36 protein-coding genes, 2 tRNA genes and 1 pseudogene are annotated in these 24,962 nt (G+C 62.4%); 20 read left to right on the top strand and 19 right to left on the bottom strand.

The window, feature by feature from the left end; all coding sequences use genetic code 11:
• Positions 1-25 precede the first annotated feature (25 nt).
• The 5 genes from HAP41_RS26195 to HAP41_RS26175 form a co-directional block, all read right to left on the bottom strand.
• Complete coding sequence (locus tag HAP41_RS26195; RefSeq protein WP_166096457.1) at positions 26-652, bottom strand: PilZ domain-containing protein; 627 nt, start codon at positions 650-652, stop codon at positions 26-28.
• Positions 653-792: 140 nt separating this feature from the next.
• The gene (locus HAP41_RS26190; RefSeq protein ID WP_166096458.1) at positions 793-1,452 is read right to left on the bottom strand and encodes a hypothetical protein; all 660 of its coding nucleotides are present in this window, start codon (positions 1,450-1,452) and stop codon (positions 793-795) included.
• A 900-nt stretch (positions 1,453-2,352) separates the two neighbouring features.
• Positions 2,353-2,583 (bottom strand): photosystem reaction center subunit H, encoded by a 231-nt coding sequence (locus HAP41_RS26185; RefSeq protein ID WP_081369264.1) that lies wholly within the window; start codon positions 2,581-2,583, stop codon positions 2,353-2,355.
• A gap of 506 nt (positions 2,584-3,089) precedes the next feature.
• Entirely contained in the window at positions 3,090-3,266 is a 177-nt protein-coding gene (locus HAP41_RS26180; protein ID WP_166096459.1) for a hypothetical protein, read from the bottom strand.
• 61 nt (positions 3,267-3,327) lie between these two features.
• Positions 3,328-3,402 (bottom strand) — tRNA-Glu (locus tag HAP41_RS26175).
• A gap of 224 nt (positions 3,403-3,626) precedes the next feature.
• Here HAP41_RS26175 and HAP41_RS26170 point away from each other — a divergent pair.
• The 3 genes from HAP41_RS26170 to HAP41_RS26160 are packed head-to-tail and all read left to right on the top strand — an operon-like array spanning position 3,627 to position 4,356.
• Positions 3,627-3,881: a PilZ domain-containing protein gene (locus HAP41_RS26170; RefSeq protein ID WP_071914215.1), complete on the top strand. Its 255-nt coding sequence runs from the start codon at positions 3,627-3,629 to the stop codon at positions 3,879-3,881.
• 56 nt (positions 3,882-3,937) lie between these two features.
• Positions 3,938-4,183: a hypothetical protein gene (locus HAP41_RS26165; RefSeq protein WP_166096460.1), complete on the top strand. Its 246-nt coding sequence runs from the start codon at positions 3,938-3,940 to the stop codon at positions 4,181-4,183.
• 5 nt (positions 4,184-4,188) lie between these two features.
• Complete coding sequence (locus tag HAP41_RS26160; protein ID WP_014495480.1) at positions 4,189-4,356, top strand: hypothetical protein; 168 nt, start codon at positions 4,189-4,191, stop codon at positions 4,354-4,356.
• Between the two features lie 132 nt (positions 4,357-4,488).
• On the opposite strand, the gene HAP41_RS26155 is transcribed toward HAP41_RS26160, so the two are convergent.
• Positions 4,489-5,127: a glutathione S-transferase family protein gene (locus HAP41_RS26155; RefSeq protein ID WP_166096461.1), complete on the bottom strand. Its 639-nt coding sequence runs from the start codon at positions 5,125-5,127 to the stop codon at positions 4,489-4,491.
• Between the two features lie 341 nt (positions 5,128-5,468).
• Positions 5,469-5,921 carry a VOC family protein gene (locus HAP41_RS26150; RefSeq protein WP_014495478.1) on the bottom strand — a complete coding sequence of 151 codons (453 nt, stop codon included), beginning with the start codon at positions 5,919-5,921 and terminating at the stop codon, positions 5,469-5,471.
• A gap of 302 nt (positions 5,922-6,223) precedes the next feature.
• Here HAP41_RS26150 and HAP41_RS26145 point away from each other — a divergent pair, with 302 nt between their 5' ends.
• The 4 genes from HAP41_RS26145 (at position 6,224) to HAP41_RS26130 (ending at position 8,260) form a co-directional block, all read left to right on the top strand.
• Complete coding sequence (locus tag HAP41_RS26145; protein ID WP_028151003.1) at positions 6,224-6,430, top strand: hypothetical protein; 207 nt, start codon at positions 6,224-6,226, stop codon at positions 6,428-6,430.
• A 226-nt stretch (positions 6,431-6,656) separates the two neighbouring features.
• On the top strand, positions 6,657-7,151 hold the full coding sequence (locus HAP41_RS26140; RefSeq protein WP_166096462.1) for a hypothetical protein: 495 nt from the start codon (positions 6,657-6,659) through the stop codon (positions 7,149-7,151).
• Positions 7,152-7,488: 337 nt separating this feature from the next.
• Positions 7,489-7,902 (top strand): hypothetical protein, encoded by a 414-nt coding sequence (locus HAP41_RS26135; protein WP_166096463.1) that lies wholly within the window; start codon positions 7,489-7,491, stop codon positions 7,900-7,902.
• Positions 7,903-7,906: 4 nt separating this feature from the next.
• A complete protein-coding gene (locus HAP41_RS26130; protein ID WP_166096464.1) occupies positions 7,907-8,260 on the top strand; it encodes a hypothetical protein in 354 nt (117 codons plus the stop codon).
• A 157-nt stretch (positions 8,261-8,417) separates the two neighbouring features.
• On the opposite strand, the gene HAP41_RS26125 is transcribed toward HAP41_RS26130, so the two are convergent.
• Entirely contained in the window at positions 8,418-9,515 is a 1,098-nt protein-coding gene (locus tag HAP41_RS26125) for a S1 family peptidase (protein ID WP_166096465.1), read from the bottom strand.
• 501 nt (positions 9,516-10,016) lie between these two features.
• Complete coding sequence (locus HAP41_RS26120; protein ID WP_028151001.1) at positions 10,017-10,202, bottom strand: hypothetical protein; 186 nt, start codon at positions 10,200-10,202, stop codon at positions 10,017-10,019.
• Between the two features lie 173 nt (positions 10,203-10,375).
• Between HAP41_RS26120 and HAP41_RS26115 the strand changes: the two genes are divergently transcribed.
• Both HAP41_RS26115 and HAP41_RS26110 read left to right on the top strand, forming a co-directional pair.
• The gene (locus tag HAP41_RS26115; RefSeq protein ID WP_166096466.1) at positions 10,376-10,576 is read left to right on the top strand and encodes a hypothetical protein; all 201 of its coding nucleotides are present in this window, start codon (positions 10,376-10,378) and stop codon (positions 10,574-10,576) included.
• Positions 10,576-10,854: a hypothetical protein gene (locus HAP41_RS26110; RefSeq protein ID WP_166096467.1), complete on the top strand. Its 279-nt coding sequence runs from the start codon at positions 10,576-10,578 to the stop codon at positions 10,852-10,854. The genes HAP41_RS26115 and HAP41_RS26110 overlap by 1 nt, the downstream gene beginning before the upstream one ends.
• A 468-nt stretch (positions 10,855-11,322) precedes the next feature.
• Here HAP41_RS26110 and HAP41_RS26105 read toward each other — a convergent pair whose 3' ends face one another.
• Both HAP41_RS26105 and HAP41_RS26100 read right to left on the bottom strand, forming a co-directional pair.
• Entirely contained in the window at positions 11,323-11,499 is a 177-nt protein-coding gene (locus tag HAP41_RS26105; RefSeq protein ID WP_014495468.1) for a hypothetical protein, read from the bottom strand.
• 92 nt (positions 11,500-11,591) lie between these two features.
• The gene (locus tag HAP41_RS26100; RefSeq protein WP_166049715.1) at positions 11,592-11,858 is read right to left on the bottom strand and encodes a hypothetical protein; all 267 of its coding nucleotides are present in this window, start codon (positions 11,856-11,858) and stop codon (positions 11,592-11,594) included.
• Here HAP41_RS26100 and HAP41_RS26095 point away from each other — a divergent pair.
• A complete protein-coding gene (locus HAP41_RS26095) occupies positions 11,857-13,131 on the top strand; it encodes an IS256 family transposase (RefSeq protein WP_166064748.1) in 1,275 nt (424 codons plus the stop codon). The two genes, HAP41_RS26100 and HAP41_RS26095, sit on opposite strands and share 2 nt — an antisense overlap.
• A gap of 32 nt (positions 13,132-13,163) precedes the next feature.
• Here the strand turns inward: HAP41_RS26095 and HAP41_RS26090 are convergent, their stop codons facing one another.
• Positions 13,164-13,331: a hypothetical protein gene (locus HAP41_RS26090; protein ID WP_166049795.1), complete on the bottom strand. Its 168-nt coding sequence runs from the start codon at positions 13,329-13,331 to the stop codon at positions 13,164-13,166.
• Between the two features lie 497 nt (positions 13,332-13,828).
• Here HAP41_RS26090 and HAP41_RS26085 point away from each other — a divergent pair, with 497 nt between their 5' ends.
• Together HAP41_RS26085 and HAP41_RS26080 are read left to right on the top strand one after the other, a co-directional pair.
• The gene (locus HAP41_RS26085) at positions 13,829-14,125 is read left to right on the top strand and encodes an HU family DNA-binding protein (RefSeq protein ID WP_007591377.1); all 297 of its coding nucleotides are present in this window, start codon (positions 13,829-13,831) and stop codon (positions 14,123-14,125) included.
• A gap of 128 nt (positions 14,126-14,253) precedes the next feature.
• Complete coding sequence (locus HAP41_RS26080; protein WP_084795141.1) at positions 14,254-14,430, top strand: DUF2934 domain-containing protein; 177 nt, start codon at positions 14,254-14,256, stop codon at positions 14,428-14,430.
• Between the two features lie 378 nt (positions 14,431-14,808).
• Here the strand turns inward: HAP41_RS26080 and HAP41_RS26075 are convergent, their stop codons facing one another.
• Positions 14,809-14,949, bottom strand: a complete 141-nt coding sequence (locus HAP41_RS26075; RefSeq protein WP_175617939.1) for a hypothetical protein — start codon at positions 14,947-14,949, stop codon at positions 14,809-14,811.
• Between the two features lie 345 nt (positions 14,950-15,294).
• Here HAP41_RS26075 and HAP41_RS26070 point away from each other — a divergent pair, with 345 nt between their 5' ends.
• On the top strand, positions 15,295-15,432 hold the full coding sequence (locus HAP41_RS26070; protein ID WP_166096469.1) for a hypothetical protein: 138 nt from the start codon (positions 15,295-15,297) through the stop codon (positions 15,430-15,432).
• 770 nt (positions 15,433-16,202) lie between these two features.
• Positions 16,203-16,400 (top strand): hypothetical protein, encoded by a 198-nt coding sequence (locus tag HAP41_RS26065; RefSeq protein ID WP_166096470.1) that lies wholly within the window; start codon positions 16,203-16,205, stop codon positions 16,398-16,400.
• Here HAP41_RS26065 and HAP41_RS50085 read toward each other — a convergent pair.
• Both HAP41_RS50085 and HAP41_RS26060 read right to left on the bottom strand, forming a co-directional pair.
• A complete protein-coding gene (locus HAP41_RS50085; protein WP_256478250.1) occupies positions 16,397-16,522 on the bottom strand; it encodes a hypothetical protein in 126 nt (41 codons plus the stop codon). The two genes, HAP41_RS26065 and HAP41_RS50085, sit on opposite strands and share 4 nt — an antisense overlap.
• Positions 16,523-16,604: 82 nt before the next feature.
• Positions 16,605-16,871, bottom strand: coding sequence for a hypothetical protein (locus tag HAP41_RS26060; protein ID WP_175618075.1), 267 nt, complete (start codon positions 16,869-16,871; stop codon positions 16,605-16,607).
• A gap of 244 nt (positions 16,872-17,115) precedes the next feature.
• Here HAP41_RS26060 and HAP41_RS26055 point away from each other — a divergent pair, with 244 nt between their 5' ends.
• The gene (locus HAP41_RS26055) at positions 17,116-17,403 is read left to right on the top strand and encodes a hypothetical protein (RefSeq protein WP_166096471.1); all 288 of its coding nucleotides are present in this window, start codon (positions 17,116-17,118) and stop codon (positions 17,401-17,403) included.
• Between the two features lie 69 nt (positions 17,404-17,472).
• Here the strand turns inward: HAP41_RS26055 and HAP41_RS26050 are convergent, their stop codons facing one another.
• The gene (locus HAP41_RS26050) at positions 17,473-17,637 is read right to left on the bottom strand and encodes a hypothetical protein (protein WP_166096472.1); all 165 of its coding nucleotides are present in this window, start codon (positions 17,635-17,637) and stop codon (positions 17,473-17,475) included.
• A 284-nt stretch (positions 17,638-17,921) separates the two neighbouring features.
• Here HAP41_RS26050 and HAP41_RS26045 point away from each other — a divergent pair, with 284 nt between their 5' ends.
• Positions 17,922-18,683 (top strand): SIR2 family NAD-dependent protein deacylase, encoded by a 762-nt coding sequence (locus tag HAP41_RS26045; protein WP_166096473.1) that lies wholly within the window; start codon positions 17,922-17,924, stop codon positions 18,681-18,683.
• A 410-nt stretch (positions 18,684-19,093) separates the two neighbouring features.
• Here the strand turns inward: HAP41_RS26045 and HAP41_RS26040 are convergent, their stop codons facing one another.
• Both HAP41_RS26040 and HAP41_RS26035 read right to left on the bottom strand, forming a co-directional pair.
• Complete coding sequence (locus HAP41_RS26040) at positions 19,094-20,320, bottom strand: IS91 family transposase (RefSeq protein WP_166053869.1); 1,227 nt, start codon at positions 20,318-20,320, stop codon at positions 19,094-19,096.
• 20 nt (positions 20,321-20,340) lie between these two features.
• Entirely contained in the window at positions 20,341-21,201 is an 861-nt protein-coding gene (locus HAP41_RS26035) for a tyrosine-type recombinase/integrase (RefSeq protein ID WP_029085027.1), read from the bottom strand.
• A gap of 255 nt (positions 21,202-21,456) precedes the next feature.
• Between HAP41_RS26035 and HAP41_RS26030 the strand changes: the two genes are divergently transcribed.
• From HAP41_RS26030 to HAP41_RS26020, 3 genes are all read left to right on the top strand, one after another.
• The gene (locus HAP41_RS26030; RefSeq protein ID WP_028150990.1) at positions 21,457-22,089 is read left to right on the top strand and encodes a cold-shock protein; all 633 of its coding nucleotides are present in this window, start codon (positions 21,457-21,459) and stop codon (positions 22,087-22,089) included.
• Between the two features lie 122 nt (positions 22,090-22,211).
• Positions 22,212-22,694, top strand: a complete 483-nt coding sequence (locus HAP41_RS26025; RefSeq protein WP_038936099.1) for a DUF192 domain-containing protein — start codon at positions 22,212-22,214, stop codon at positions 22,692-22,694.
• Between the two features lie 92 nt (positions 22,695-22,786).
• Positions 22,787-22,863, top strand: a tRNA-Pro gene (locus tag HAP41_RS26020).
• 145 nt (positions 22,864-23,008) lie between these two features.
• On the opposite strand, the gene HAP41_RS26015 is transcribed toward HAP41_RS26020, so the two are convergent.
• Positions 23,009-23,305, bottom strand: a complete 297-nt coding sequence (locus tag HAP41_RS26015) for a hypothetical protein (protein ID WP_166096474.1) — start codon at positions 23,303-23,305, stop codon at positions 23,009-23,011.
• Between the two features lie 176 nt (positions 23,306-23,481).
• Between HAP41_RS26015 and HAP41_RS26010 the strand changes: the two are divergent.
• Positions 23,482-24,832 (top strand): annotated as a pseudogene (locus HAP41_RS26010) (IS1380 family transposase).
• Positions 24,833-24,962 lie beyond the last annotated feature (130 nt).

Raw genomic sequence — 24,962 nt, 5'->3', positions numbered from 1 at the left:
TTGAGTTAAAATCGATCGGGCCGTTTCAGGCCGATTGCAGCATGGGCGTACGGACGACCAGGCGGACGAGGTCGTCCCGCTGCTGCTTCTCGGCGAACTTGACCGCAAAGCCGTTGTCGAATTTGCGAATGACGCGCCCGACGCAGGCGCCGACCGCAAGCGGGGTTCCGATCTGCGGGTCGTATTCGCAGGATATTGCGACGCCGGCCGTGGAGACGTCGATGATGAAGCAGGGATGGGTGCTGCCGTCGGCGAGCGTCAGAAAGCTGTGCGAGACTTGGGGAACGAAGCGCGCGTCATTGCGCAGTTCCAGAATGCTGGCGTCCTTCTGCTTCTTCTCCAGCCAGGTCAGCTTTTCCGACATCCAGGCGCGCCGCTCCCGCGTCATATCGAGTTCCATCAGGAAGCCCGCCTTCAGTGTCGCGCTGATGGTGCACTGGAATTCGCCAAAGTCCTGAAAATAGGAGGTCACGCGCTCGCCGACCTTGCCGACAACAGGCACGTCGACGATCATGCGGAACGGGGAGACACGCTTGGTGCGGCAGGCGAAGGTGCGCAGCTGGCCCTCACAATCGTACCAGCGCGGCAGCGAGTAGCTGCCGCTCACGCTGACTTCCACTGCGCGCTGCCTGAGGAACTCTGAGACGGACATGAGCCCAATCGTGTTTCGGAGTGTTTCCGTAAATTCACGGTAGTGCGCAACGTCTAAGCAAACGATACGCCGATCAAATAGCAGGGGTAAATTTTCGGTAAATGGATATGGCGTGTCACGACATCGTCATCGCGCGCCGCTCAGGAGGATCCGAGCAGCACCAGCGAGGCGAGCAGGCCAAGGGCCATGAGGAGCTTGATCGTCGTCGCGGTCAGGCTGTCCGGTCTGATCTGGAATCCGAACCACGGCAATGCGTACCGCATCGCCAGCCCCGCAGACGCTTCGACGGTCGCGAACACGACGGCGATGCCGGCAATGGCGGACCAGGATGCGGCCGGCGGCATCCATGCCGCAAGCCAGGCCGGGACGGGGCCTTGCAAGGACGCGAGCAGCGCGAACCATCCGAACAGGGAGGCGAAGCCCTTGATGATGTCGGGTCCGATCGTGTTGGGCTCGAACCGGATGCCGATCGTTCCAAGCGCGTGCTCGATGCGCTCGCCGTCGGTGAGGAAGAGGAAGGCGCCGAGGTAGAGCGGAACGCGCGACTGGAACAGCAGGGCGATGATGCCAAACAAAACCATGTAGCCGAAGGCATCGCCGAGAATGTCCATGCCGCGCATGCGCGACGGCGTCGGCACCGTCGCAGCCTGGGACTGCGGAAGCGATCGGGCGCGCGCCATGTGCTCCAGCATTCTGGCGCGCCGCTCCGGCGCGTAGGGCGCGGTACGGTGCATCCAGGACGGCGGTGCCGGCGAGGCGGCGCCGGTCTGGCGGTCCGAGGGGGATTTATGCAGCACCATGGCCTGTACCGGTTCCAACGGGACATTGGTCGTCGGTCAGGGGCGGGGAGGTTCATGCGGGGGCGGCGGATTTCGCCGCGCCCCAGCCTTGTTGCATGCGCTAATCATTCGTGAATTGCCCACCCCTGACGCCGTAGAAATACTGATCCAGCTATGATGGCGGTGGCGTTGATTACCGGCTGTGTCAGCGTTTTGGCTCTAGGCGCCACATTCGCGGTGGTCATCTATTTCGATGCTAGAGCGGATCGCAGGCGCCAACAGTAAGGCCGCGCCAGAAGTTGATTGCCTGATGAACAGGATCACTCAAACGTTGGGCCGCACGGGGATGTCCCTTGTTGTCGTCTCTCTCGTCTCTGCCTGCTCCAGCTCAGAACATGCCGCTCCGAAGTCAGTTGCTCGATCTGGCGCGCCGTGGGCCCGAGACCTCAATGAGCCGCCCCCAAATCGAGAGCCCGCGAGTGCCGCAACTGCACAGACAAAGGCAGGCCTGAACGCTGCGCGCCAGAAGGCGGTTACCGGGCGGTAGGGGGGCTTTCGCGCTGAGTCGTCCGCAAGCTTACCTGTGCTGGCAGAACTTCACGAGCGGCGGGGCTTTGGTCCCGCGCCTAGATCAGCGGAAAAGGTTGTTCCTATATTGAAGGGCTGACGGATCCGCAGGGCTCATGGGTTAGGAGCACGTGCCCGTGCCAACATTCATGGTGCGTTTGGGCGAAGCCAATCAAGGCCAGGATAATCAAAGCCACTACGACGCAGCCGGCTACAACGTTCTGCATCATGGCTGCCACTCCAGGTAAACTGTGACTGGCTTATTCGGCCAGGCACCGGCGAGCAGGCCTTCGAAGTCCGCGCTGGGCGCCCGGTCACCGAGTGATCACCGCGGACGGTGACCGGGCGGACAAGCTATCTGGCGAAACCGGAGTCTAGAAGCTTCAGAGTCGAAATCGGCCACTTGCCGTCGTGGCCACCGATCGAGATCCGGAGCCCGTGCACCTCGTCAAGGAAGACGTGATCAACCGTCCCCGCCTTACCGTCGGTCAGGATAACACCCCTGCCGATTAGCTCCGTCTCGGCAGCATGAAGTTCTCGAAGGATGTTCGTCGCTCGTTTGGTCCAGTCATCGGACATGGTCATGCCCTACGCGGCTGGCGGATTAGTGAAGATCAGTCAGAGCGGCAGATGCATTGAGTCAATCGCCGCTTCGCGCGAGTCAGTGCCGCCAACCGTCCTTGTCGAGCTCGACCCTGAAACCTTCCGGCAGCCGCGGCGTCTCGCCTTCGGTCACGACTTGCAGCGCGGGTTACTTCGGTGGGCGCAAATCGCCTTGAAGCCAGCGGCCATTGGAATGCATGGGATCTTCATGCGTTGCGAATGTCGTAAGTGCGTGATTGCAGACAGCGCAGCGAAACATGTGCAAGTCCACGCTTAGGCTTTTTGGCTCGATGCTGACGAGCATCATCTGGGCCTTGCACCTCGGACAGGCAGGGCGCGCAAATGGAGCCGGCGGAATGGGCCGCGCCAATCTGGCGGCCCACCGATGTTCGAACTTTCTTTCGAGGTCCACAGGGATCGTGCTCATGATCCGAACTCCGGGGTTCGCGATCCTGCCCCGGTGCTACCGCTTCAACGCTCACCGCGCCCTAAAGGTCCCAAACAGCACCTGAGGGAACCATCGCGTCCGCAGCGGCGCGGTAGTCGGCCGCCAGCGCGTTCAGTCCGTCGCGAGCGAGAACGAGAACGTCATCGTCCGCCCAATCCGAGCAAAGGCGCTCCATCTCGCGCAGCTCCGCGACCCGGCGCTGTGTACGAGTCCACACGCGTATATTGGCCATGTGTTGGACAAGGCGGTAGGGCAGGGCAGTAAGTGATTGATTTTGTTGGCGCTCCCTAGCGGAATCGAACCGCTCTCTCCACCGTGAAAGGGTGGCGTCCTAACCGATAGACGAAGGGAGCAAACACAAGGCCCCGCCGCTTTTCACGGCATGACCGCCGGCCACCCGAGTCGAGCCCGGCGGCTGCAGCGGGCGAACGTATAGTGGCCTTTGGCGCCGTGGGCAAGCCGTTCGGGAACGGTCTTTTGGCACCGGTGGATAGCCTCCACCCCCGTGACATTCGGGGGCGATTTCAACGGTTTCTTAGGGGCCCTGAGCTAGCGCTGGAACCGGAGAAATTTGTCCATGCCCCAGCCCAAGAAGCGCGCAGCCCGCAAATCGCTGTCGCGGCACGCCTGGATTACGCTCGACGGCGGATTCGCGGCGCGGCATTGCCTGGTCCAGGACATCTCCGATACCGGCGCGAAGATCATGCTGGACGAGGACGCGAGCCAGCTCCCGGGCGTGATCCGGATGGCGTTCGCGCGGGACGCCCGCACCGGGCGGAGCTGCCAGGTGATCTGGCGCCGCGGCAAATCGGCCGGCGTCAAGTTCATCTGATCCTGGCCGAGGCGACCCGGATGGCGCGTGGCGCCGGTCCGGGCTAGAACGGATGCATGCGCGCGCCGTTCCTCATCCTCATCCCGTTGCTGGCCACCTCCGCGGCCGCGGCCGAGGCCTTCCGCCTTCCGCCTGCCGAGCGGCCGCAGGCCGGCAAGGCTCTGCCGCTGAAAGGCGCGGGCGGCACGGCGAAGGCCGGCTCCTGCGCCTCCTATGGCCCGCGCTTTGTCATGGTCGAGAGCACGGGCACCTGCGTGAAGATCGGCGGCTCGGTCAGCGTCGAGACCACGGTCAGGCGCTGAAGCCGATGCCGCCGGATCTCATGCGGCCCGACATCATCGTCCCCTTCGTGATGTATTGCGCGCTGCTGTTGTGGGTCGGCCGCGGCCTGAGCTGGACGGCCAAGCTCGCGACCGCCGCCGTGACGCTGGTGCTGATCATCTGCGTGCTGCTGGTCGAGCGCGGCTGGCGCTAGGCACCACCCGAAACAAAAAACGCGAAAACAACCCCATGCACAGTAGCCGTCAAGTCCCGGCGCGACGCTTGATGCGTGCGCCGTGACGACGATTCATCGCGCGCTCAGCGCAGCTTGGGCCGCGCCACCGGCTCACGACATCGGCGGTGCGACGAACTGTGCAAACCCGGGTCGTTTACCGAGCTCGGCGAGCCAGCGGGTCAAATGCGGTTGCGCCGGACGGGTGATGCCCTCGACCCCGAGCCAGCGCCGCGCATAGGCGCCGATCGCGATGTCGGCCAGCGTGAACTGGTCGCCGTCCATAAAGCGGCGCGACGAGAGCAGGCGGTCGGCGATGGCCCAGACCTCGGCGGCGGCATCGGCATCCCGCTGCACCTGGATCATGTCGCGCTCGGCGGGGGCCGTGCGCACGATGCCCCAGAACACCGGGCGGTCGACCGGCTGCACCATCGACAGCGTCCAGTCGAGCCAGCGGTCGACGCTGGTGCGCAGCTTCGCGGCTTCGGGATAGAGCGGCGTGCCGCGGCCATGCGCGAGGCAGAGATAGCGCATGATGGAGTTGGACTCCCACAGCACGAAGTCGCCCTCGACCAGCGTCGGGATCCGCGAATTGGGGTTCATCGCGAGATAGTCGGGCTCTCGGGTCTTGCCGAAACTCATGCCGGCGTCGATGCGCTCATAGGGCAGGTCGAGCTCGGCGAGGCACCACAGCACCTTCTGCACGTTGACCGAGTTGGCGCGGCCCCAGATCGTCCGCTTGGTGTCCGGCATGAAGTCCTCCCGCGTTTCGCTTTGGCGCGCGTGATAGCGGAATTCCCTGGCGGGAGCGACGGCGATTGCGGCGCGCCCCTCATGCAAAAAGCTCCGCCGTCGGCGGAGCTTTCATTGCAAGCCAAACTTGGCAAGTTGAACCTAGCAAGTTGAGCCTGGCAAATCGAACCCGGCAAACCGAGCCCGATGATCAGTGGCCGAAGAACAGCCACAACAGAATGATCACCGGGATCGGCACGCCAAGCATCCACAGCAACAGTCCTCGTCCCATTGCGTCCTCCTCCAATCGTTATGTCGGAGGGACAACACGGGTAGCGAGGGCTAGTTCCTGCGTCGCGGCCCTACCAGTGGCCGGTATTCGGCATCGACGACCACGGCTCGGCCGGCGCCTTCGGCTCGCCCTTCTGCAGCAGCTCGATCGAGTGCAGATCCGGCGAGCGGACGAAGGCCATGTTGCCGTCGCGCGGCGGACGGTTGATGGTGACGCCGGCCTTCATCAGCTGCGCGCAGGTTGCGTAGATGTCGTCGACCTCATAGGCGAGATGGCCGAAGAAGCGATCCTCGCCATACTTCTCCTCGTCCCAATTGTAAGTGAGCTCGACCAGCGGCGCGCCGCGCGTTTGCGGTTGCTTCTTCAGCGCCTCGAGATCGTCCGCCGAGCACAGGAAGACGAGCGTGAAGCGCCCCTTGTCGTTCTCGATCCGCCGCACCTCCTTCAGTCCCAGCGCATCCTGGTAAAACTTCAGCGCGACATCGAGATTGCGCACGCGCAGCATGGTGTGAAGGTATCGCATGGTTGTTGCTCCCTTGAACGGAGGTGTTTTGGTTTGGGCCGGAACGGCGGGGACAGGAGATAGCAGGAAAGTGGGACGAGGGGCAGGGGGCGGGGGCAAATGTGCGTGAGGGAGAGACGGTGGGTGCGGTCAGCCAACTCAGCATGGACGGACAAGCCGTAGCGTCAGCCGGGACACGCAGATGAGTTCAATGCGCTGTCAGCGGAATTCAGCGCTTCTCGTCAATGAGCAAGCCCGGTCCTGCCGATGAACCATCCTCAATGTCACGGTCACTAATGCCCATATCTGGAAGGTATTTCGCCGTGAAATGGTTCAAGCGATATGCAATTGGCTGCCTGATCTGGTTGATCCTCGGCGGCATCAACGATGGCTACAGACGGCCCGGCGAAGACATGCGTTGGGGTGCTATCGTCATGGTGGCGGGTTTTTGGCCAATCGTGACCGCCGTCATCGTTGGCAGCTCTGTTGGCGAGGTTGCGCACAAGATCAATGAAGGGAAGCTGGGGTGACTGACGTGTCCGACACCCAGAAACTGATGCCCGCACTCTCGACGCCTAGGCGCGACCTGCCGAGGCGAGAAATATATAGGCAATTCGGAGTTGATGGTCGAAAGACGCTCTTCTTGCTCCTTCTCCTTTTCGCGATCCCCGCGGACGACTGCTCCGCGCAGACACCGCCGCCCCCAGTCGACGAACATGCGTTCGAGCGCGTGCCGCCGACAGTCGCGAAGAGAGATTGGCGACCCGCTTTTCGCTAGGCGCATTCGCCGGCCGCTTCGAAGAGACGCGGCTCGGCGCGGTTCGCGAAGCCGTGGGCGAAGGGACCATCCGACACCAAGGCGACGCTGGAGATAGCATCTATTGGCTGTGTTATCGGCGCGCGCAGCATCGATTATGGGTGGTGTCCAGCGGAGAGATGGGCGGCCCGGACCATCTCGTCACGGAGATCGTTGAAGAGCTCACCGAGAAAGACGCCGGGGTCTCGGCCGATTGCGCCATCATCCCGGAAAAGTTCTCGCCCGTCGTCCTCGACAGCAAGCTGCATTTAGGTATGTCGCGTCAGGAGGTAATCACGGCGTTGGGACCGCCGTCGAAGTTGGAAGCTGCTCAGATCGTGTATTCTCACGAGGGAAAGCTCGCAGACGGTTTCGATGAGACCGCTTGGCTCATTCTCGGATTTGGTGAGGACAAGCTCGTGTCCATGCGCGGCGGCAAGACCACGACGAATTGAAGTGCCTGCTGACGCTGATCAGGGACCGCTTCTCGTGTTCGCCGACCTGCTCGACAGTTCGCCGGAGGTAGGTCTGTTCACTCAGGAGCGCGCCGCGGAGAGTACCGGTCGTCCACTGGGAGACGACCGCTTCATCGCCCGCCTCGAGCGACTGACCGGGGCGGCTCTAAGCGTGGACCGAAGCCGCAGGGCGGTTGGCGACGCCGAATGAATTTGATGCGCTGTCACCGCAATTGTCAGCAAGCGGGAGCAGTTGATAGCCAGCTACGCCCGGTAGCATAACCCACGGAGTTGGTTAGAATAGTGCTCTCCGGGGCGTTTTTTCTTTGAGAACAACATGGTGTTCGATACGGACTATCTCGGCCGCTCTCTCGACAATCGGTTACCCGATGTCCACGAAGCGGTAACACGCGAAGTGAAGGCGCTGCAGAACAAGCACGCCGCTGCGGGAAGGTTGAAGAGCGGGGCAACCCTAATTGCCTTTGAGGACATCGCGACGAACCTGCTCAAATCGACGATCACGGATGCGTCGAAATTCACCTTTGAGTTCACTGGGGGCCACGAGCCCGGAGCCTTAGTGTATCTCAAGAACTTCGCTGACCGGGTGCAGCACCTGATCTGGGCGGAGATCACTGAAAAGGCCGAACGACTGGGATTGGGAGAGGTTAGCACCAACCATCTCGAAAAGGTCCGTGGTAAACTGGACCGAGCAAGCTTTGGACGATTTCTCACACGGGATGCAAGGGAGTGAGCGGTTGAAGAAAGATCCTGTGGTCAACGCGGTCATCAATCAGTCCAATAGTCCAGGTGCGGTGGCGCAGGTGGGAGCGGGGACGTTTTCCCAATCGGCATTTGTTCAACAACAGCATCAGCTAATTGAGGCCATCGACCAAGCGATAAACTCCCCAGAGTTCGCCGCCCTGAACCCCGATCAACAGCAAGGCTTTCGGGACATCGCTGATGTCCTCAAAGCGGAAGCATCAACTGCAAAGCCGGACACCGGCAAACTTCAGCGATGGGGCAAGACCCTCGTTACGTTCGCGGCCGATATCGGGATGAAGGCTGCAAGCAGCACGATTGCACAAGTGTTGACCAAGATATTCACCTAGGGGCGCCCAGTGACTACGCGATAAGTCGGCGTCCCGACGTTGGAAATTACGGTGACAGTGCACTCAATTGATGCTGTCCGCCAAACGCGGTCCGAAGCCGCAAGCCAACAGGGTGCCGATGGCGAATGAATTTGATGCACTGTCACCGCAATTCCGCCTATCGCTTGTCTCCGGTCACCTGTTCGCCCGGCAGGTTAGGCACGGCTTTCCGGATCCAGTCTGCATAGGACGACACGCGAGTGTAGACACCGAGGCCCGCCTTGGGGCTGTTGCAATCCTCGCCCAAACTGACGATCCCGACTTGATATTTCCGGCCCGCGCTGTTCAGCAGCACTGCCGGTCCTCCGGCACCCCGGTGCGCACATGCAACGGCGCCACCGTGTTCGAAGCCAGCGCAAAAGGTCCCCTCGGGCATGACCTTGCCTGGATACATTGCGGCACACATTGCCGCGTTGGCGATCGGGACCGGACTCTGCAGAAGGCTTGCCGGTTGCGATTTGAAGTCGAACCCTGCGACCAGGGTCAGTTCGCCAATTCTCGGATCAGCCGATTTCTGGGTTGCAATCGTGATGAAGGGCGGCGGCAATGCCGTGCCGATTTCAAGAATGGCGATGTCATCCCGCGCGGTGTCCTCCGAAAACGTGGGATGAACGACGAACTTGGTGACCGGAATCCGCCGGCCAATTCTGACGTTTGGTCCATTATCGGTCGCGGTGGCCACCTCGAACTTGCCGCGCCGTTCACCGGACATGCAGTTGGCGGCCGACAGCACCGCCTTCGGAGCAATCATGGTCCCGTTGCAAATGAACGTGCCGTCCTCAAAGACGGACACCAGCCAGGGCCATTCCGCAGCGGACGTGCCGGTTCCCCCGAGTATCGCCGGCGAAACGGACGATGGCAGCGGCGCACGCTGCTTGGAGAGAATTTCGACTTCTTCGTCGGGAACGGAGACCGGCGAGAGCTTGAACAGCACCCGGTAGGCCCAGTTCGTAATAACAATGTTGGCATCCGGTGTTACGCTGGACGCGACGTCCTTCGCGATCTTGACGTACTCCAGGTCGATCTTCTTTTTCTCGATCTCGCCCTGTCGATTATTGAGGATCTCGTTGCCGAAATATCCGATGAGCGCCACCACGATCGGGATCAGGAGCGGGACCGATATGCGCGAGATTTGCTCGAGCGTGTCGAGCGGTTGCCGATTCCGGGCCGGCGCTTTCTCAGTCGCAACCTGAGAATCGTCCTTGGGGGTCGCCATCGATCCGGGCTCCTGTACGGAACACCTTCTCCACCCCAGCCCAACGCCGCGCCCTGCGGAACATGAATAGCTTAACGACCGCATCTTCTGGTCGCAAGCGGCGAAGTAGCCTGCGGGACTCTACCTATGGGCCTACCACCCCGTCACCGGCGCCGGTGGACTCGGCGCGGATCGCGGCTTCGGAATTTCGGTGACAGTGCACTTAATTGCGCGGCCGCCGAGCACCGACCGAAGCCGCGAGCCAGCTAGGTGGTGATCGCGAATGAATTCAGTGCACTGTCACCGCAATTCGCGCGTCAACCGGGCCCCAGGGGATGTGGTCCGGCAATTTATAGGTGACGGCGGCGGTTGTGAAGGCAACGCACGGGCCGCGCATGCGTGACCTTCTGTCCGCGCGAGGACATGACACGACGCGGCTGCAACATCAAAAAGGGGGACCGCGGTGTGCGGGCGACAGCTACGTCACTTGGCTAGCTCACTTGGCTAGTTCACTTGGCTAGTTCACTTGGCGTAACCTTGGGAACGGAGCCATGCGATCTTGCGATCGCCGTTGATCCAGTCGTCGGCATCTGCCTTGCTGGCGAATCCGGTGATTTCGCGCTGTTCGTGGTCGGGGTAGTCCGCCAGTATCTTCCAGTCGCTGTCTGAGAGGCGGACGGTTTTGAAGGTCACTTTTGCTTTGGCCATGCCGCACTATGCAGGGAATTCTCTCAAAAGTGAACCCGCTTGCGGCTGGCTCGGCGATGATGGCTGTTTATGAGTGTCAAGCAGTGACCTTGCCCGCAACCTATCGAACCGGCGCCGGCAATGGTCAGACCCTCGGCACTTGAACCCCGCCAGAGTTAGGGCGACTAAACGCCATGGCCGCTTTCGTTGCAGAACTCCTGTTTGATCTCGTCAGAAGCCTCGTCGGTGACTGGCTGAGACGGGCTGCGGTGACCGTTTGTGCGTGGCTCGATACGAAGATTCACGGCCGCGCTGCACGCCTTGTCGTGGGCGGCCTTCTCGGGCTCGCCGCCTATTTCCTGATTCCTGTCATCGCCGGGCTGCTGGGGTTTTGATGCTCTCCGTGAAGGCAAACCTCATCATCGCATTGGCCATCGGGGCGATCATCTCGTCGGTGCTCCTCGCCATCGAGCCGCTGACCGACTTCGCTTTTCTTTCGCTGGAGTGGCCCGGCATCACCGCAGCGTATTTGTTCTGGGGAGCGGTCGGAGGATCCAGCTTCGCAGGGATTGCCATTTCCTGGCTCGTGAATGCACTCACCTACGCTCTCGGTGCTTTCGCCATTCTCATCGTTCTCAGCGCTCTCAGGCTGCTGGCCAGGCCAAAGAGTTGAGACGCGCGGCGACCTCCTGGAGCTTATGAAGGCCGATCCGGGCAAGAGCGCAGCGGAGATCCACGCCATGATGAGGGCGGCATGAAGCGCTGGCTTCAAAGGCTCGGAAAGATTGCGAGGATTGCTGCGCTTTGCGGGACCGTCGCGTGGCTGGTGCTTTTGACTGTCTCACCCCAGGCGCCTGATGCCGCACATCCTGAGCGTTACAGCCACCGGCACGATGTCCGGTATGTGAGCCAGGAGACGGGATCGACTCTACGAATTCTGCTCGGCTCGACGTTTGCTCTGGTGCTGGTGGCGTTCGGATGTCACTTCGCGACCAGGGACATGCGAGATGGGACGTAGCCGCAGCGTGTTCGTCGCTGTTGGACCATGCTTCGCATCGCCGGGAGCGCTGCGTCCGGGGGCAGGAGCGCACATGAAAAGCCGCCCCTGACATGGCCAGGGGCGGTTTTGAAAAAAGTCGGTCTAGTGACCGGTGCCAGGCTTCGTCGTCTTCGGCGGTTTGCCGTCTTCGACACGGCCTTCGTTCCTGAGGTCGCGACCCTCCTGAGCCTTCTTCTGGCTCTCGGGCGATTTGCCGTGCTCGTACAGCTCTTCCTTGACGTAGCCGGCGGCTTCCTTGGCTTTTCCTTCAACGCTCATTGCAATCTCCTCATCTGGAGATGGGTCAATGTGCGGGAGAGCCGACCGTTCCTATCCGCCGGTCATCGTGCGGATGCGCTTGCCGTCGGCAATTACGCAGCAATCCGCCGTTCGACAGGCGCCGTCAGATATTTGAGCATCTGCGCATGCTCGAGATCGGGAACCGCGATCGCCGTGTGGCTGTAGACCGCATGGGTCCGTGAGTTTGCGATCCTGTCCAGGATCTCTTTGCCCTTGATGACGTGGAGGCCCATGCCTGGGGATGTCCCGGGTTCTGTTGAATTTCTGAAGAGGTCGGCGTTGCCCACCTTGAGCCGGTAGGCTCGGGGTGCTGATTCCACAAAGGAGAGCAACGCCATGACGAGAGATATCACACCGGCTGGTTGGCCGGCGACCGGGGCTGTGGAGAAATCATTTGCGGAAGTGCGAGCGAGCTTCGATCGGTTCTGCCTTGCGGCAGGAATCGAGGCGCTCGGCACGATGATGGAGGCGGATGTGACAGCGGCCTGCGGGCCGCGCCACGGTCGTGATGCGGCGCGGCGGGCGCACCGTTGGGGCCGAACGCGGGGGCGGATCGGTTTCCACGGCGGCAAGATCGAGGTCGATCGCCCGCGGGTCCGGGGCATGGACGGCCGCGAGGTCACGATCCCGAGCTGGGAAACGGCGGCGCAGGAGGACTGGCTCGGTCGCTGGGCGATGAACCTGATGCTGATCAATGTGTCGACGCGCCGGTTCGGCCGCGCCGTCCGGCTGCCCGAGGGTGACGTGCCGGCACCGCCCGGATCGGGGATTTCGAAGTCGGCGGCCTCGCGGAGGTTCGTGGCTCTGTCGGCGGCGCGGCTGGCCGACTTCATGGCTGCCGATCTGTCCGCGCTCGACCTTCTGGTGGTCCAAATCGACGGGCTGCATCTCGACGACGATCTCGTGCTGGTGGCCGCGATCGGGGTTGACGGCGAAGGCAACAAGCATCCGCTGGCGCTGGTGGAAGGGGCGACCGAGAATGCAGCAACGGTTCAGGCCCTGCTGGACAACCTGGTCTCGCGCGGGCTCGACCCGACGGTGCCAAGACTGTTCATCGCCGACGGCGCGAAGGCGTTGTCGAAGGCGATCCGCCGCACCTTCGGTTCGGCCGCTGCGATCCAGCGCTGCCAGATCCACAAGGCGCGCAACATCATGGAACGCCTGCCGAAAGAGCATCATGCGGCCACCCGCCGGGTGCTGCGCCAGGCCTGGGAGCTCGATGACGCCGACAAGGCTGAAAAATTGATCCGCAATCTCGCGCGTCGACTCGACCAGCAATGGCCCGGCGTTGCGGCCAGTATCCTCGAAGGCCTCGACGAAATCCTGACTGTCGTCCGGTTGAAGTTGCCGAAGGAGCTTCGCCGATCGCTCGCCTGTACCAATATCGCCGAGAACATGATGGGCACCATTCGCCGCGTCACGCGCAACGTTAAACGCTGGCGGGATGCCGGTATGGCCTTGCGATGGGTCGCGGCCGGTATGATCGAGGCCAACAAGGGCTTCCGACGATTGAAGGCGCATAAGCAATTGTCGGTTCTGCGTGCGGCCCTTCAAGCTCACCACGATCGCATGACAATCAAGTCCGTTGCCCACGTCACGAGGGCTGCGTAATATTCATTCCGGCAACGTCGACCCGACGTAGTTCAACAGCGATCGGGACATCCCCCCATGCCTTCCTGCGAGGGGAAGATCGCCAGCACCACGTCGTAGGCCGCGATGACGGCCTTGAGCGCTTCGGCCTTGTCCTCGGCGATGTCAACAAACACGCGAACATCAGCCGCGAGTTCACGCAGCTCGTCAAAATTCAGCACTGTGGGTTTACTCCAACGCAACGATACTGGCGGGGAGAGTGGATGGGTTAGGTTACCGAAGTCTCAACAAGGTGTGCCGGGCCGCAGGTTTCACGATGAGGTGACGCGTTGGCTGGGGATAACCGGTGAAGGTCCGCTCATTTCGGCGCAGCGCGCCTAGCGCTTGGCTTCGTCGTTGCGAAGCCTGTTATCCCAGGCCTCGTCCACGAGCTTCAAGGCGCTGCCGGGGAAGCGGGGCTCTCTGATGGGGGTGAAGCTTGGGGACTTCAATTAGTTAGACGCGCCAGCGGCAGAATGGTTCAAAGCCAACGCGGCGCATGCTGCGACACTTTCGCGGGAAAGGGTGGAACCCCAGCCGAAGCCATGCTTGTGTTTTGGGCTTCAATGGGTTCTAAGCCCCGTGACTTCATGACCTCCGGCGTGAATCGGCATCACACTTGCGTGGTTCAGCCGCGTCCTGAGCAGGATCTGCTCACCCGCACAAAAGGAATTCAGACATGGCGAAGATGACGAAAACTCAATTGATTGATGCAATTGCCGAGGGCACGCAGCTGTCGAAGAACGACGTGAAGTCGGTCATCGAGTACATGGCAACGGTCGGCTACAAGGAGCTCAACGAGTCCGGCGAGTTCGTCATTCCCGGCTTCGTCAAGATGTCGGTCGTGAACAAGCCGGCGACCGAAGCCCGCATGGGCGTCAATCCCTTCACCAAGGAGCCGATGCAGTTCGCGGCGAAGCCGGCGAGCAAGTCGGTGAAGGCCTCGCCGCTGAAGGTGGCCAAGGACTCGGTCTAAGCGACCCGCGACATCGTCGCGGCGGCTCCCTCTCTCGGAGCGCCGCAACGACCGCCGGCTGGTGTGTCAGACACGGACAAGGAACTCTCGGGCATCGTCACGCTTTGCTTCCCAAAGGGAGACGTCACATGGCCAGTCTGAGCGAGGAACAGATCCGGGACCGCGCCTATCATCTCTGGCGGGAAGCCGGCGAGCCCGCGGGAAGAATGGACACCTTCTGGTATGAGGCCGAAAAGTTGCTCCTCGCCGAGCGGGCCGCGCAAGGCGAAGTCCCGCCGGGGCTGAACGACAATTTGCCGGTCTGACGGTAACAAAGACCGCACGGAAATTTGCCGCGCGCCGGAACGTTCTCCGGCGTTCGGCGGTTGAGATGACGGCGACGGAATCTTGCGCGAAGCTGACAGTCGTCAAAGCAGCCACCCGGTGTAACGCCCGTGTGGCTGCTTTGTTGTTTGCTCTGTTGTTCGAGCGCGCGGCAAAGAAAAACCCCGGCGTTGGGGACCGGGGCTTCTCAAAGCTGGACGGCCGCGTCGCACAGCCGCCAGCACCACTGAATTCGACCTGATAACGCGGGGCGGGGACATTCGTTCCGGCCGCTACTCCGTCGACACCGACACATCGATGATCGCCGGCGGATCGATCTGGCGCTCGCGCCAGACGATGAATTCGCATTTGGGATTGAGTCACTGATATTCGGAGCCGCGCGCCTTGAGGTGCGCAAGCGCCGCATCGTGCGCCGTGGTCTCGTCGGGGGCCTCGACCATGATCTCCACGGTCTCCTCGATCTGACGAACCACTTCGACGGCGTAAAATTTCCTGGTCACGGTCCCTCGCTCCGGAATGGCTAACGAGGAGGACGACGGCGCGTTCCCAAAAGAAAAACCCCGCGCTTGCGCACGGGGCTCTCTTGGCCGGCGGCGTTGGGATTTCAGCGCCTGGCCGCCAGCGCCTCGAACTTAAGGTTGAAAATCCAAAAAGCAACCCGCCGTGGCGACGGAGCATGTTCGTCAGGCGGCGCTGCCAGTGGCCGGGCGCGGAAATCCCCAGCTTTCAGGGGGGCCGCGCAGCGCGAGCAAGGCTTGAGGCGATGTGCGTGGGAAATCGCGCGCGAGGGGCTGGACTTTTTGTTCTCATTTTGTTCTAGTTGATCATCACGTTGGAGGTGACTCATGACCGTCGAGAAACAGCGCGAAGTGATCAGGCTCTGGAATCAGCTGAGGAAAGTCGAGGGGCCGGCCGCTGAAGAGCTCCGCATCCAGATCCTCGAATGCTTTTCCGAGAAGGCCAACGCCAAGCGCGCGGCGTGAGGCGCGCCGGCGGGCTACGACGGCGACCCAGTAAGCGCGATCTCGTCTGCCGTTGAAAATCTTGCCGATGAAGACGTGACGGCGCGCGCCTTCATCGATCGTTAGGAGTCGCGCCGCGCTGATTTGCTCGACTCCGATTCGTTCTTTGCGAACGAAATGGAGTCGGATGCAGAACAAGGCGTGCCTTCTGTGTCGATGCGGGACAGTCCTTCTCGCCGCGCGTGAGCGTGATGCTTCGCACGGTCCAGCCCTCGTGTCCTCGTTACGGAATGGAGCGAGGGAGAGCGACATGGATGCGTGCTGATTCTCGCCGAAATCGTCAAAGTGTTCTGGTCCGACAGGCACAAGCGACTGCGCAAAGGCAGGCCCTCGGTGCCGCAGATGCCTCCGCCACTGAAGCCCGACGACACGGAGTGATCGGGCTTTCGTTGCGATCGCGCGTTTGATTTCGCGACGATCCGCACCACTTGTTAAGAGTTGCTCCGCGCCGATTTCTTCGATTCCGATTCGTTCTTCGAGAACGAAACGCAGGCGAAGCTGGAACAAAGCCGTACCCGTTCAGGAGTTTTGGTGCGGAGGCGGTTTGAAGCGGCGCGCCGGGATCTCAAGGGCAGATGTCTCAAGCCTTGCGCAAACTCCTAACGAATATTTGCGGCAAAGCCGATAACCCTATTCGGTTAGGTTAAAACCCCAATCGCGTTGCGCTTGCGGCTGCTTGGGATAGGTGTCTGGCAAGGACAAGAAACGACTTTGCCCAGAAGCAAGCTTGCATGACACCTTTTTCAGAACCATCGTTTTATCAGGGCGACCGCCACACCTACCGGCGCGTCGCCGTCGTCGGCTCGCTGTTCTGCCTCGCCTTCGTGGTGATCAGCTTCTCGCTGCGGCCGCAGCTCGACGACACGCGCGTCGCGGTCAAGGCCGACAGGTTGGTGCGCACGGCAGGCCAGGCGCCCCACACCAATTAGCGCTCGTCACCATAGGTGCTGTCGTCGGCGGAATGGCCCGGGCACGCGGTGCCGCGGCTCGCAAGCGCGACGAAGCCGGCATAGCCGGACAGGTTGAGCAGAACTTCAAGCCACGCGGGCATGTCGGTCGGGTCCCTTCTTGCGTGAAGGGGACTCAACGTGCGCGGGAAACATTTGTTCCGTGCTCGCCAGAAACAAACCCGCTTACAACGGAGAGGAGGGGTCCAGCCGCCGGCCGAGGGTCGCGACGGACGCGCTCGATGGCTGCTTTTTGAGGAACTCGGCGATGGCCCGCGCCAGCTCGCCGTCGCTCATCGGCGTCGGCGGCGGGCGCAGCGCGCCGACACCGAAGTTGCGGACGATCTCGTCGTAATGCTGGTCGCGCGATTTGGGAACGAGCCTGCGGATGCGCCCCAGCAAAGCGGATAGCGGCAATGTGTCCTCCACGGCATCCGTCCCATTGGCAGCCATTGATGTCTGCCGCCATTTTCTGTCCGCGAAACCAAAAACCCCGCCAGCATCGCGGAGATGCTGACGGGGCATCGTGCTGTCGCCTCAACCGGATAGCGGAGGCTTCCGCACTCGCAGATGCAATCCGCCGAACCGGCTTTCGTTCCGCTCGTGCCGATATTTTTCTGCCGCCCGGGTTCCACTCCTGCGCGCAACCATCGCGGGCCGGCGACGTTGTCCCCGCGAGACGCGAAGGAGGAGAGTCATGAAGAAGACATTGGCAGTTCTGGCCACCGTCGCAGCCGTCGGCGTGACCGCGGTCGCGGCACCTGCGCCTGCAGAGGCGCGCGGTCGCGGCATTGGCCCGGGCCTCGCATTCGGCCTCGCCGCCGGCGCGATCACCGCGGGCGCTGTCGCTGCGTCCCATCCGTACGGCTATTATGGTCTGGGCTACGGCTATTATGGCGGGCCCGCCTATTCCAGCCCCGGCCCGTATGCCTATTACGGCGATGGACCGTACTACCCCCGGCGCCACTACTACCGCCACTGGTAACGGCTGACCAAGTGAAAAGCCCGGAGCGATGCTCCGGGCTTTTTTCATGCGTGGCGATCGGAGGTGCCTTTATGGCCAGAGCGAGGGCCGCTCCACCTTGCGCGCATTGTCGAGCGTCGACACGAAATACTCTTCGCGCTCGCGCTGGAATCTTTCCTGGGTGGCACGGAAGGCGGCGACACGGGCGGCGATCTCTTCGCGTTCGCGGATTTTGCGTTGTTCGTCTTCGGTCATGTCAAATCCCCTCTACACGTCAGTATCTGTGCACTTCAATATGTGTGCACGGCCGAACTCACGCACCGCCGCCGCAATCACGTTGAGTCGCGTTAACACATGCATTGGCGCTTCTGATTGGGGCGTCAATGGGGAGGAGGCATTGCAGGATTGTGATAAGCGAAGGTCGGAAAAAATTGCCGACCGCGCTTGCGCGATTCTCACGCGGCAGTGGATAACAGCGTCAACGATCTTGTCGCTTGCGCATGGTGCGGCCAGCGCAAGGCCAACACGGGAGGCCGCGAGTGATTGCATCGGATCTTCGCAGCGGCGTGGAGCGACTCGGCGACATGATCGCCGAGTCGAGGACCATCGTGCCGTTCACCGGCGCGGGCATCTCCACCGAATGCGGCATCCCGGATTTCCGCTCACCGGGCGGAATCTGGACGCGCAACCGTCCGATCCCGTTCGACGAATTCGTCGCCAGCCAGGAAGCTCGCGACGAATCCTGGCGCCGCCGCTTTGCGATGGAATCTGTCTTTGCCGCGGCCAGGCCCGGCCGCGGCCATCGTGCGCTCGCCTCGCTCTACCGCGCCGGCAAGGTTCCTGCCGTCATCACCCAGAACATCGACAATCTGCACCAAGCTTCGGGCTTTGCCGCCGAGCACGTCATCGAGCTTCACGGCAACACCACCTATGCGCGCTGCATCGGATGCGGGCAGGCCTATCAGCTCGACTGGGTGAAGCGCCGCTTCGACGATGATGGCGGCGCACCCAACTGCACCGCGTGCGACGAGCCGGTGAAGACCGCGACGATCTCGTTCGGCCAGATGATGCCCGACGACGAAATGCAGCGCGCGACCGCGCTGTCGCAAGCCTGCGACCTCTTCATCGCGATCGGCTCCTCGCTCGTGGTGTGGCCGGCGGCGGGCTTTCCGATGATGGCGAAGAACGCCGGTGCACGTCTGGTGATCATCAATCGCGAGCCGACCGATCAGGACGACATCGCCGACCTCGTTATCCGCCACGACATAGGCGAGACTCTCGGGCCCTTTGTCGGAAATTGAGGCATCAATTTGATTCGCGGCTGTGCAAGCTGTTCATAGGTTCCGGCGAATCTGGAGGGTTCTGTGAGGTCGCGCTCACGCGAGGGCGCGGCAGGCGCTTATGACGCGACCTCATTGAAGCCGGATTGAACGAAGGCGCGGGAGGCTATTCGCGGTTTTGCAGCTATGGGGATTGTTCGAGATCGCCATGCCCGATCTGCTGGCTCGGCGCGTGAGGCAGAGACACAGGAGTGCGCATCCTGGAAGAGTTGAGATCAGACGCGCTTCGCCTGAGATCGCGATAGGCCTTTTGCTGCATCGGACGGTTGTTGTCGCGCAGTGTGACAGCACGGATTCGACATCGTCCGCGATGATCGAGACGCTGGGAGCGAAATGACGAATGATGATCGTCGTGCACGACATGACTTGGCTCACGATGTGTCGCATCGGAACGGTGATGTTCGAGGGCTGGGGCGTCTGAAGCTATGTCGAAAGCGCTCAATGATGCGCATGACGCCACCACAATCGGGACAGGCAGGAACCTCGGCCCAGGTTTGAGCCTCCGAATCCACAGGCGACGGCTGGCCATCGTTTGGGGCTGTTCGCTCATGATCGAGAAGTTCGCGGCAAAGGGCGAGCTTGGCAGCGCGATGGCGGTTGGCCATGAAGCCGAAGTGGCGGATGCGGTGGAAGCCGTCAGGCGGCGTATGAAGCAGGAAACGGCGAATGAACTCATCGGGCTTGAGATTCATGATCTTTGTCGCGCTGTTTTGGCGATAGTCCTTCCATGAGAAGGCGACATGATCGTCGTCGAGTGCGACGAGCCGGCTGTTGGCGATCGCGACGCGATGGGTGTAGCGGCCGAGATAGGCCAGGACCTGTGCGGGTCCGCCGAAGGGCCGCTTGGCGTAAACAACCCAGTTGATGCGTCGCATGGCGTCGAGGTGGGCCGCAAAGGCAGCCGGCTCGGCCAGAGCTCCGAGATCGCCGAAGAAACGCAAGGCACCGGAGTTGAAGGCTGCCGACAGACGTTTGAGAAAAAGTGTGCGAAATAGTCTGGACAACGGTTTGACGGCCAGGAAGAAGTTCGGTCGGCAAGCGGTCCAGCGCGCGCCATCGGGCGAGAGGCCGCCACCCGGAACGACGCAATGGACGTGGGGATGATGCATCAGCGTCTGTCCCCAGGTGTGGAGGACGGCGACGCCGCCGATCGCACCGCCGAGCCGGCGTGGATTGGCGGCGAGCGTCGTCATCGCCTCGGCGGCAGCCTTGAACAGGATGGCATAGACGACGGCCTTGTTCTGGAAAGCGATCGCGGCGATCGGTGCGGGAAGTGTAAAGACGACGTGGAAATAGGGAACCGGAAGCAGGTCGGCTTGACGCGCGGCGAGCCACGCGGCTCGGGCTCTCCCCTGACACTTCGGACAGTGCCGATTGCGGCAGGAATTATAGGCAACGCGTGTCGTGCCGCAGTCGTCGCAAGCCTGCATGTGGCCGCCGAGCGCCTCGGTCCGGCACGCAACGATCGCGCTCATCACGCGCCGCTCGACCCGCCCCAGATGACCGGCATGTACACGGCGATAGGCGTCGCCATGCCGGCGCAGAATATCGGCAATCTCGATGGCGGGCCTGTTGGAGCGGATGTCGGAGCGGGTCATGACCCGCATCCCGCTGCGGGTCATCCAGGTGGCGTCACCTCCAGCGACAGGCGATCGAGCGGGCTCTGCGTCGCTCGGATCGTATCGGTGGCGACCTGCGTGTAGCGCGCTGTCGACGACAAATTATTGTGCCCGAGCAAGACCTGGATGATCCGGATATCGGTTCCGTTCTCGAGAAGATGTGTCGCGAAGCTGTGGCGCAGCGTGTGCAGCGTGACGCGCTTGGTCAGGCCCGCAGCCTTCACCGCCGACCGGCAGGCGGCATGCAGCACGGTCTGATCGATCGGATGATCTTCGTCACGACCAGGGAACAGATAAAGCCGCGGCCGGGCGAGCCGCCAGTAGGTGCGCAGGATGCCCAGCAGCTGGGGCGACAGCATCACGTTGCGATCCTTCGCGCCCTTGCCGTGGCGCACCTGGATGACGCCGCGGGCGCTGTCGATGTCTTCGATCCGCAGTCCCGCAACCTCCGAGGCCCTGAGCCCGGCCGCATAGGCGGTGGTGAGCGCGGCGCGGCTCTTCAGGCTCGATACCGCTTCAAGAAACTGAACCACTTCGTCGGCGCTGAGAACGACCGGCAGCTTGCGCGGTTCTCGCGCATAGGGAATGCGCTCTGGGATGAGCGCCTCGCCGAGCGTGACGCCGTAGAAAAACCGTAGCGCACAGACGATCTGGTTCAGCGCCGGCCATGAGATGCCGGTCGAGACCAAATGCACCTGGAAGGCGCGGACGTCTTCCAGCTCTAACCGGTCAGGCGATCGGCCAAAATAGCGGCTGAACTTCGAAACCGCGCTGATGTAGGATCTTTGCGTCGCCGGCGACAGATTGCGGACGGTCATGTCTTCGATCATGCGGCGGCGAAGAGGGCTCAAATCGGCCATCTCGATACTCCTGTCTGAGGGGGTGGGCTCCAACACCCACATCCTCTCAGCCAGGAGGCGATCTATGCCACCTTGCCCCCTACGCCGCGGCAGCGGCTTCGTTCAATCATTTTTTTATCTATGCGCCGCAACCGGGAGTGTTATCTTTTGAGTCGAAAGATTCGCATCGCGTCGAATTGAGAACATTCTCTTAAGACGCGTGATTCGACGCCGCCGCTGAGGCGGGTTGCAATGGGCAGTGTGGGGTCCGGGGTTATGGGGTCGTCGGACGGATTTGAGTCCAAGAAGATCGGAGTTCCCGCTGTGGGCGAGCACGGCGGCGGTCGCGATAACGCGCTAAGCCCGTTCAGCGGACTTGGTGAAGGCAGTGCCAACCTCGTCGAGGTTCACGGCGTCATCAAATGGTTCGACGCTTCAAAGGGCTACGGCTTCATCGTTCCCGACAATGGCTGGCCGGACGTGCTGCTGCACGTCACCGTGCTCAGGCGCGACGGCTTCCAGACCGCCTATGAGGGCGCCCGCATCGTCGTCGAGTGCATCCAGCGCGCCAAGGGCTACCAGGCCTTCCGCGTGGTTTCGATGGACGAGTCGACCGCGATCCATCCGGCGCAGATGCTGCCGCCGCGCACCCATGTCACGGTCACCGCGACCAGCGGGCTGGAGCGAGCCCAGGTCAAATGGTTCAACCGCCTGCGCGGCTTCGGCTTCCTGACCTGCGGCGAGGGCACGCCCGACATCTTCGTGCACATGGAGACGCTGCGCCGCTTCGGCATGACCGAGCTCAGGCCCGGCCAATATGTCCTGGTCCGCTTCGGGCCCGGCTCCAAGGGCATGATGGCGGCCGAGATCCATCCCGAGACCGGATCGCCGGGATTGCAGTCGCACTAGCGGCGATCGCCAACTCCCGCAATCGTGACAAGAGGCGCGCAGGCCGTCCGGCGCGCCTCTGGCTTTTGTCACGATCGCCGCGTAAGACTGGTCCAGTCCCACGCCCCCTTGAGTACCGTCCCATGAATTTTGACCGAAAGGCCGTCTGGTCCATTGCGAGGGGCTGGCTGGCCGCCATCCTCGTCGTCGGCTGTGCCGTCGCGAGCGCGCCGGTGCGCGCCGCCAGCTTCCAGCCGCTCGAGATCGTCACCAGGAACGGCGTGCAGGTGTTCTCGGTGGAAATGGCGACGACCGAGGAGGAGAAGCAGACCGGGCTGATGTACCGCAAGGAGCTGGCCGACGGCAAAGGCATGCTGTTCGACTTCAAGCCCGAGCAGGAAGTGTCGATGTGGATGAAGAACACCTACGTCTCGCTCGACATGATCTTCATCCGCGCCGACGGCCGCATCCTGCGCATCGCCGAAAACACCGAGCCGCTGTCGACCAAGATCATCTCGTCCCAGGGTCCCGCGCGGGCCGTGCTGGAGGTGGTGGCGGGAACGGCGCAGAAATACGGCATCCGTCCCGGCGACCGCGTCGGCCACCCGCTGTTCGGTACCAAGTAGGGCGTCCCGGCGGGGTTATTGCCGCCTTGCTGGCGGCTTGAAAGCTTGATGGCGCTTTGGGAAGCGTGTATCGACGGGGCTCGCTGGACATTCGGGGTATAGCGCAGCCTGGTAGCGCGGCAGTTTTGGGTACTGCAGGTCGTTGGTTCGAATCCAGCTGCCCCGACCAGTCAACCCATTGAAACTGCCTATACATTTTGTCTCCCTGTTTGACGTGATTGCGCCCGTGCCACCCGCGGGGAAGCACCGGGGAAGCACGAGCGCCGATTCTAGGCAGGTCGGGCGGCTTTTGCACCGCCCGGGACCGGTTATTTTCAGTTCAGGTGCGGCCGCCTTTCCGCGGTGGCCTTTGCCTCCAACATTTTCACCGCGGCAGCCAAGGTCACGGCGGCGTCGATTTCGACCAGGTTGCCGGGGAGGGGCCAGAATTGACCGGCGGCCTTGCCCTTAAGAGGCGCCAGCATGGCCGCGGCGGTTGCCGAGCTCACGTGGCACCGGATCAGGGCGTTTCCGTCCTCAATGGCCAGGATCAGGTCCGTCCCGCGGCGAGCGAGGAGGCTGCCAAGCTCATTAGAGTTCGTCGAGGTGCGGAGGGCGGTGGAGCTGCGCATAGTGTTTTGCCTTTCGAGCAAGATGCGAGTCCAGGGGCGAAATGACCGACACTAGCCCGCCTTATTCGCGAGAGGGCGCCTGAGAGGCTGGCGAGCGTGGTGTAAAGCGCTGATGCGGCGTAGGATTCGGTTGCGAAGCCAACCCCATCACCTCAACCGCGAACGCCACGCCCGCCATGACCGATGATACGATTCTGCCCTTCTCGTTTCCAGCCGTTCACGCCAAGAAAGTCACAGCTGCCTTCGATGGTGGACGCCTAACCTCGAATGGGGGCGTGATGCTTCTGGCGATGGCCGAGCGGCGTCTCGGTTTGGCCGACAATTTGGCCCGGGTGTTCCCGGATCGGCGCGATCCGACGCGGGTCGTGCACAGCCTTGTCGATATGTTCCGCGCGCGCATGTTCGCGATCTGCTGCGGCTACGAGCTACGAGGACGCCGACGACCTCGATCATCTGCGGTCCGATCCCGCATTCAAGCTGGCCTGCGGACGGCTGCCGGACAGCGGTCGCGATCTGTGTTCCCAACCGACGCTGTCGCGTCTGGAGAATGCTCCGCGCCTGCGCGACGTGATCCGACTGACCTACACTTTGGTCGACGCATGGATGGATAGCTACCCGCGCGAGCCGGCATCCGTCACGCTCGACATCGATGATACCTGCGATGTCGTCCACGGCCATCAGCAGCTCTCGCTGTTCAACGCTCATTATGACGAACGCTGCTTCCTGCCGATCCACGTCTACGACACGGAGAAGAGCCGGCCCGTGGCGGTCGTGCTGCGGCCCGGCAAGACGCCGGGCGGCGTCGAGGTGCGTGCCCATCTGCGCCGCCTGATACGGCATATCCGGACGCGGTGGCACAACACGCGAATTACGTTCCGTGGCGACGGGCACTATGCTCGGCCGGAGGCCATGACCTGGTGCGAGAACAACGGCATCGACTACATCTTCGGTCTGTCCGGTACCAAGCCTCTCGCCAGAAAAGTCGACGAGGTCGCCGACGACATTCGCACGCGACGCGCCATCGAGAACCTGCCTGTTCTGCGCGGCTATACCGAGACGCGCCACAAGGCAAAGTCCTGGGATCACGAACGGCGCACTGTCGCCCGTATTGAGGCGACGATGCTCGGCCTCGACATCCGCTTCGTCGTCACCAGCCTCGATGTCGGCTCGGCCGAGTGGATCTACGACAGCCTGTATTGCGCGCGCGGCCAAGCCGAAAATCTGATCAAGCTGCATAAGACGCAGCTCGCCTCCGATCGCACCAGTTGCCGTTCGGCGCTCGCCAACCAGGTCCGTCTCGTTCTCCACACCGCCGCTTATTGGTTGATGCTTACCGTGCGCGGCGCCATTCCCAAAGTCCGGGAATTGGCCGCCGCCGAGTTCGCGACGCTGCGTCTTCGTCTCTTGAAAATCGCAGCCCGGGTCGTCGAAACCGCGAGCCGCATTCGCCTTGCGTTCGCCGCGGCATGCCCCGAAGCCGACCTCTTCCGCAGCTTGCCCGGCGCGCTGCTCCCGCTCGGCCCGTAACCGACCGGGCCTGCGCCCGCTCACCCGCCCCACTCCTCCAACGCGTACAAAACAGCTTGATGTAGAACCCGGTGACAAAAGGCCGGACGGTCACCCACGCCAGCCGCCAGCCCCAGTCAGACGTCAAGAA

It is taken from the genome of Bradyrhizobium barranii subsp. apii, from assembly GCF_011516635.5.
Lineage (GTDB): Bacteria > Pseudomonadota > Alphaproteobacteria > Rhizobiales > Xanthobacteraceae > Bradyrhizobium > Bradyrhizobium barranii.
This window is presented reverse-complemented; position numbering and strand designations above follow the sequence as displayed.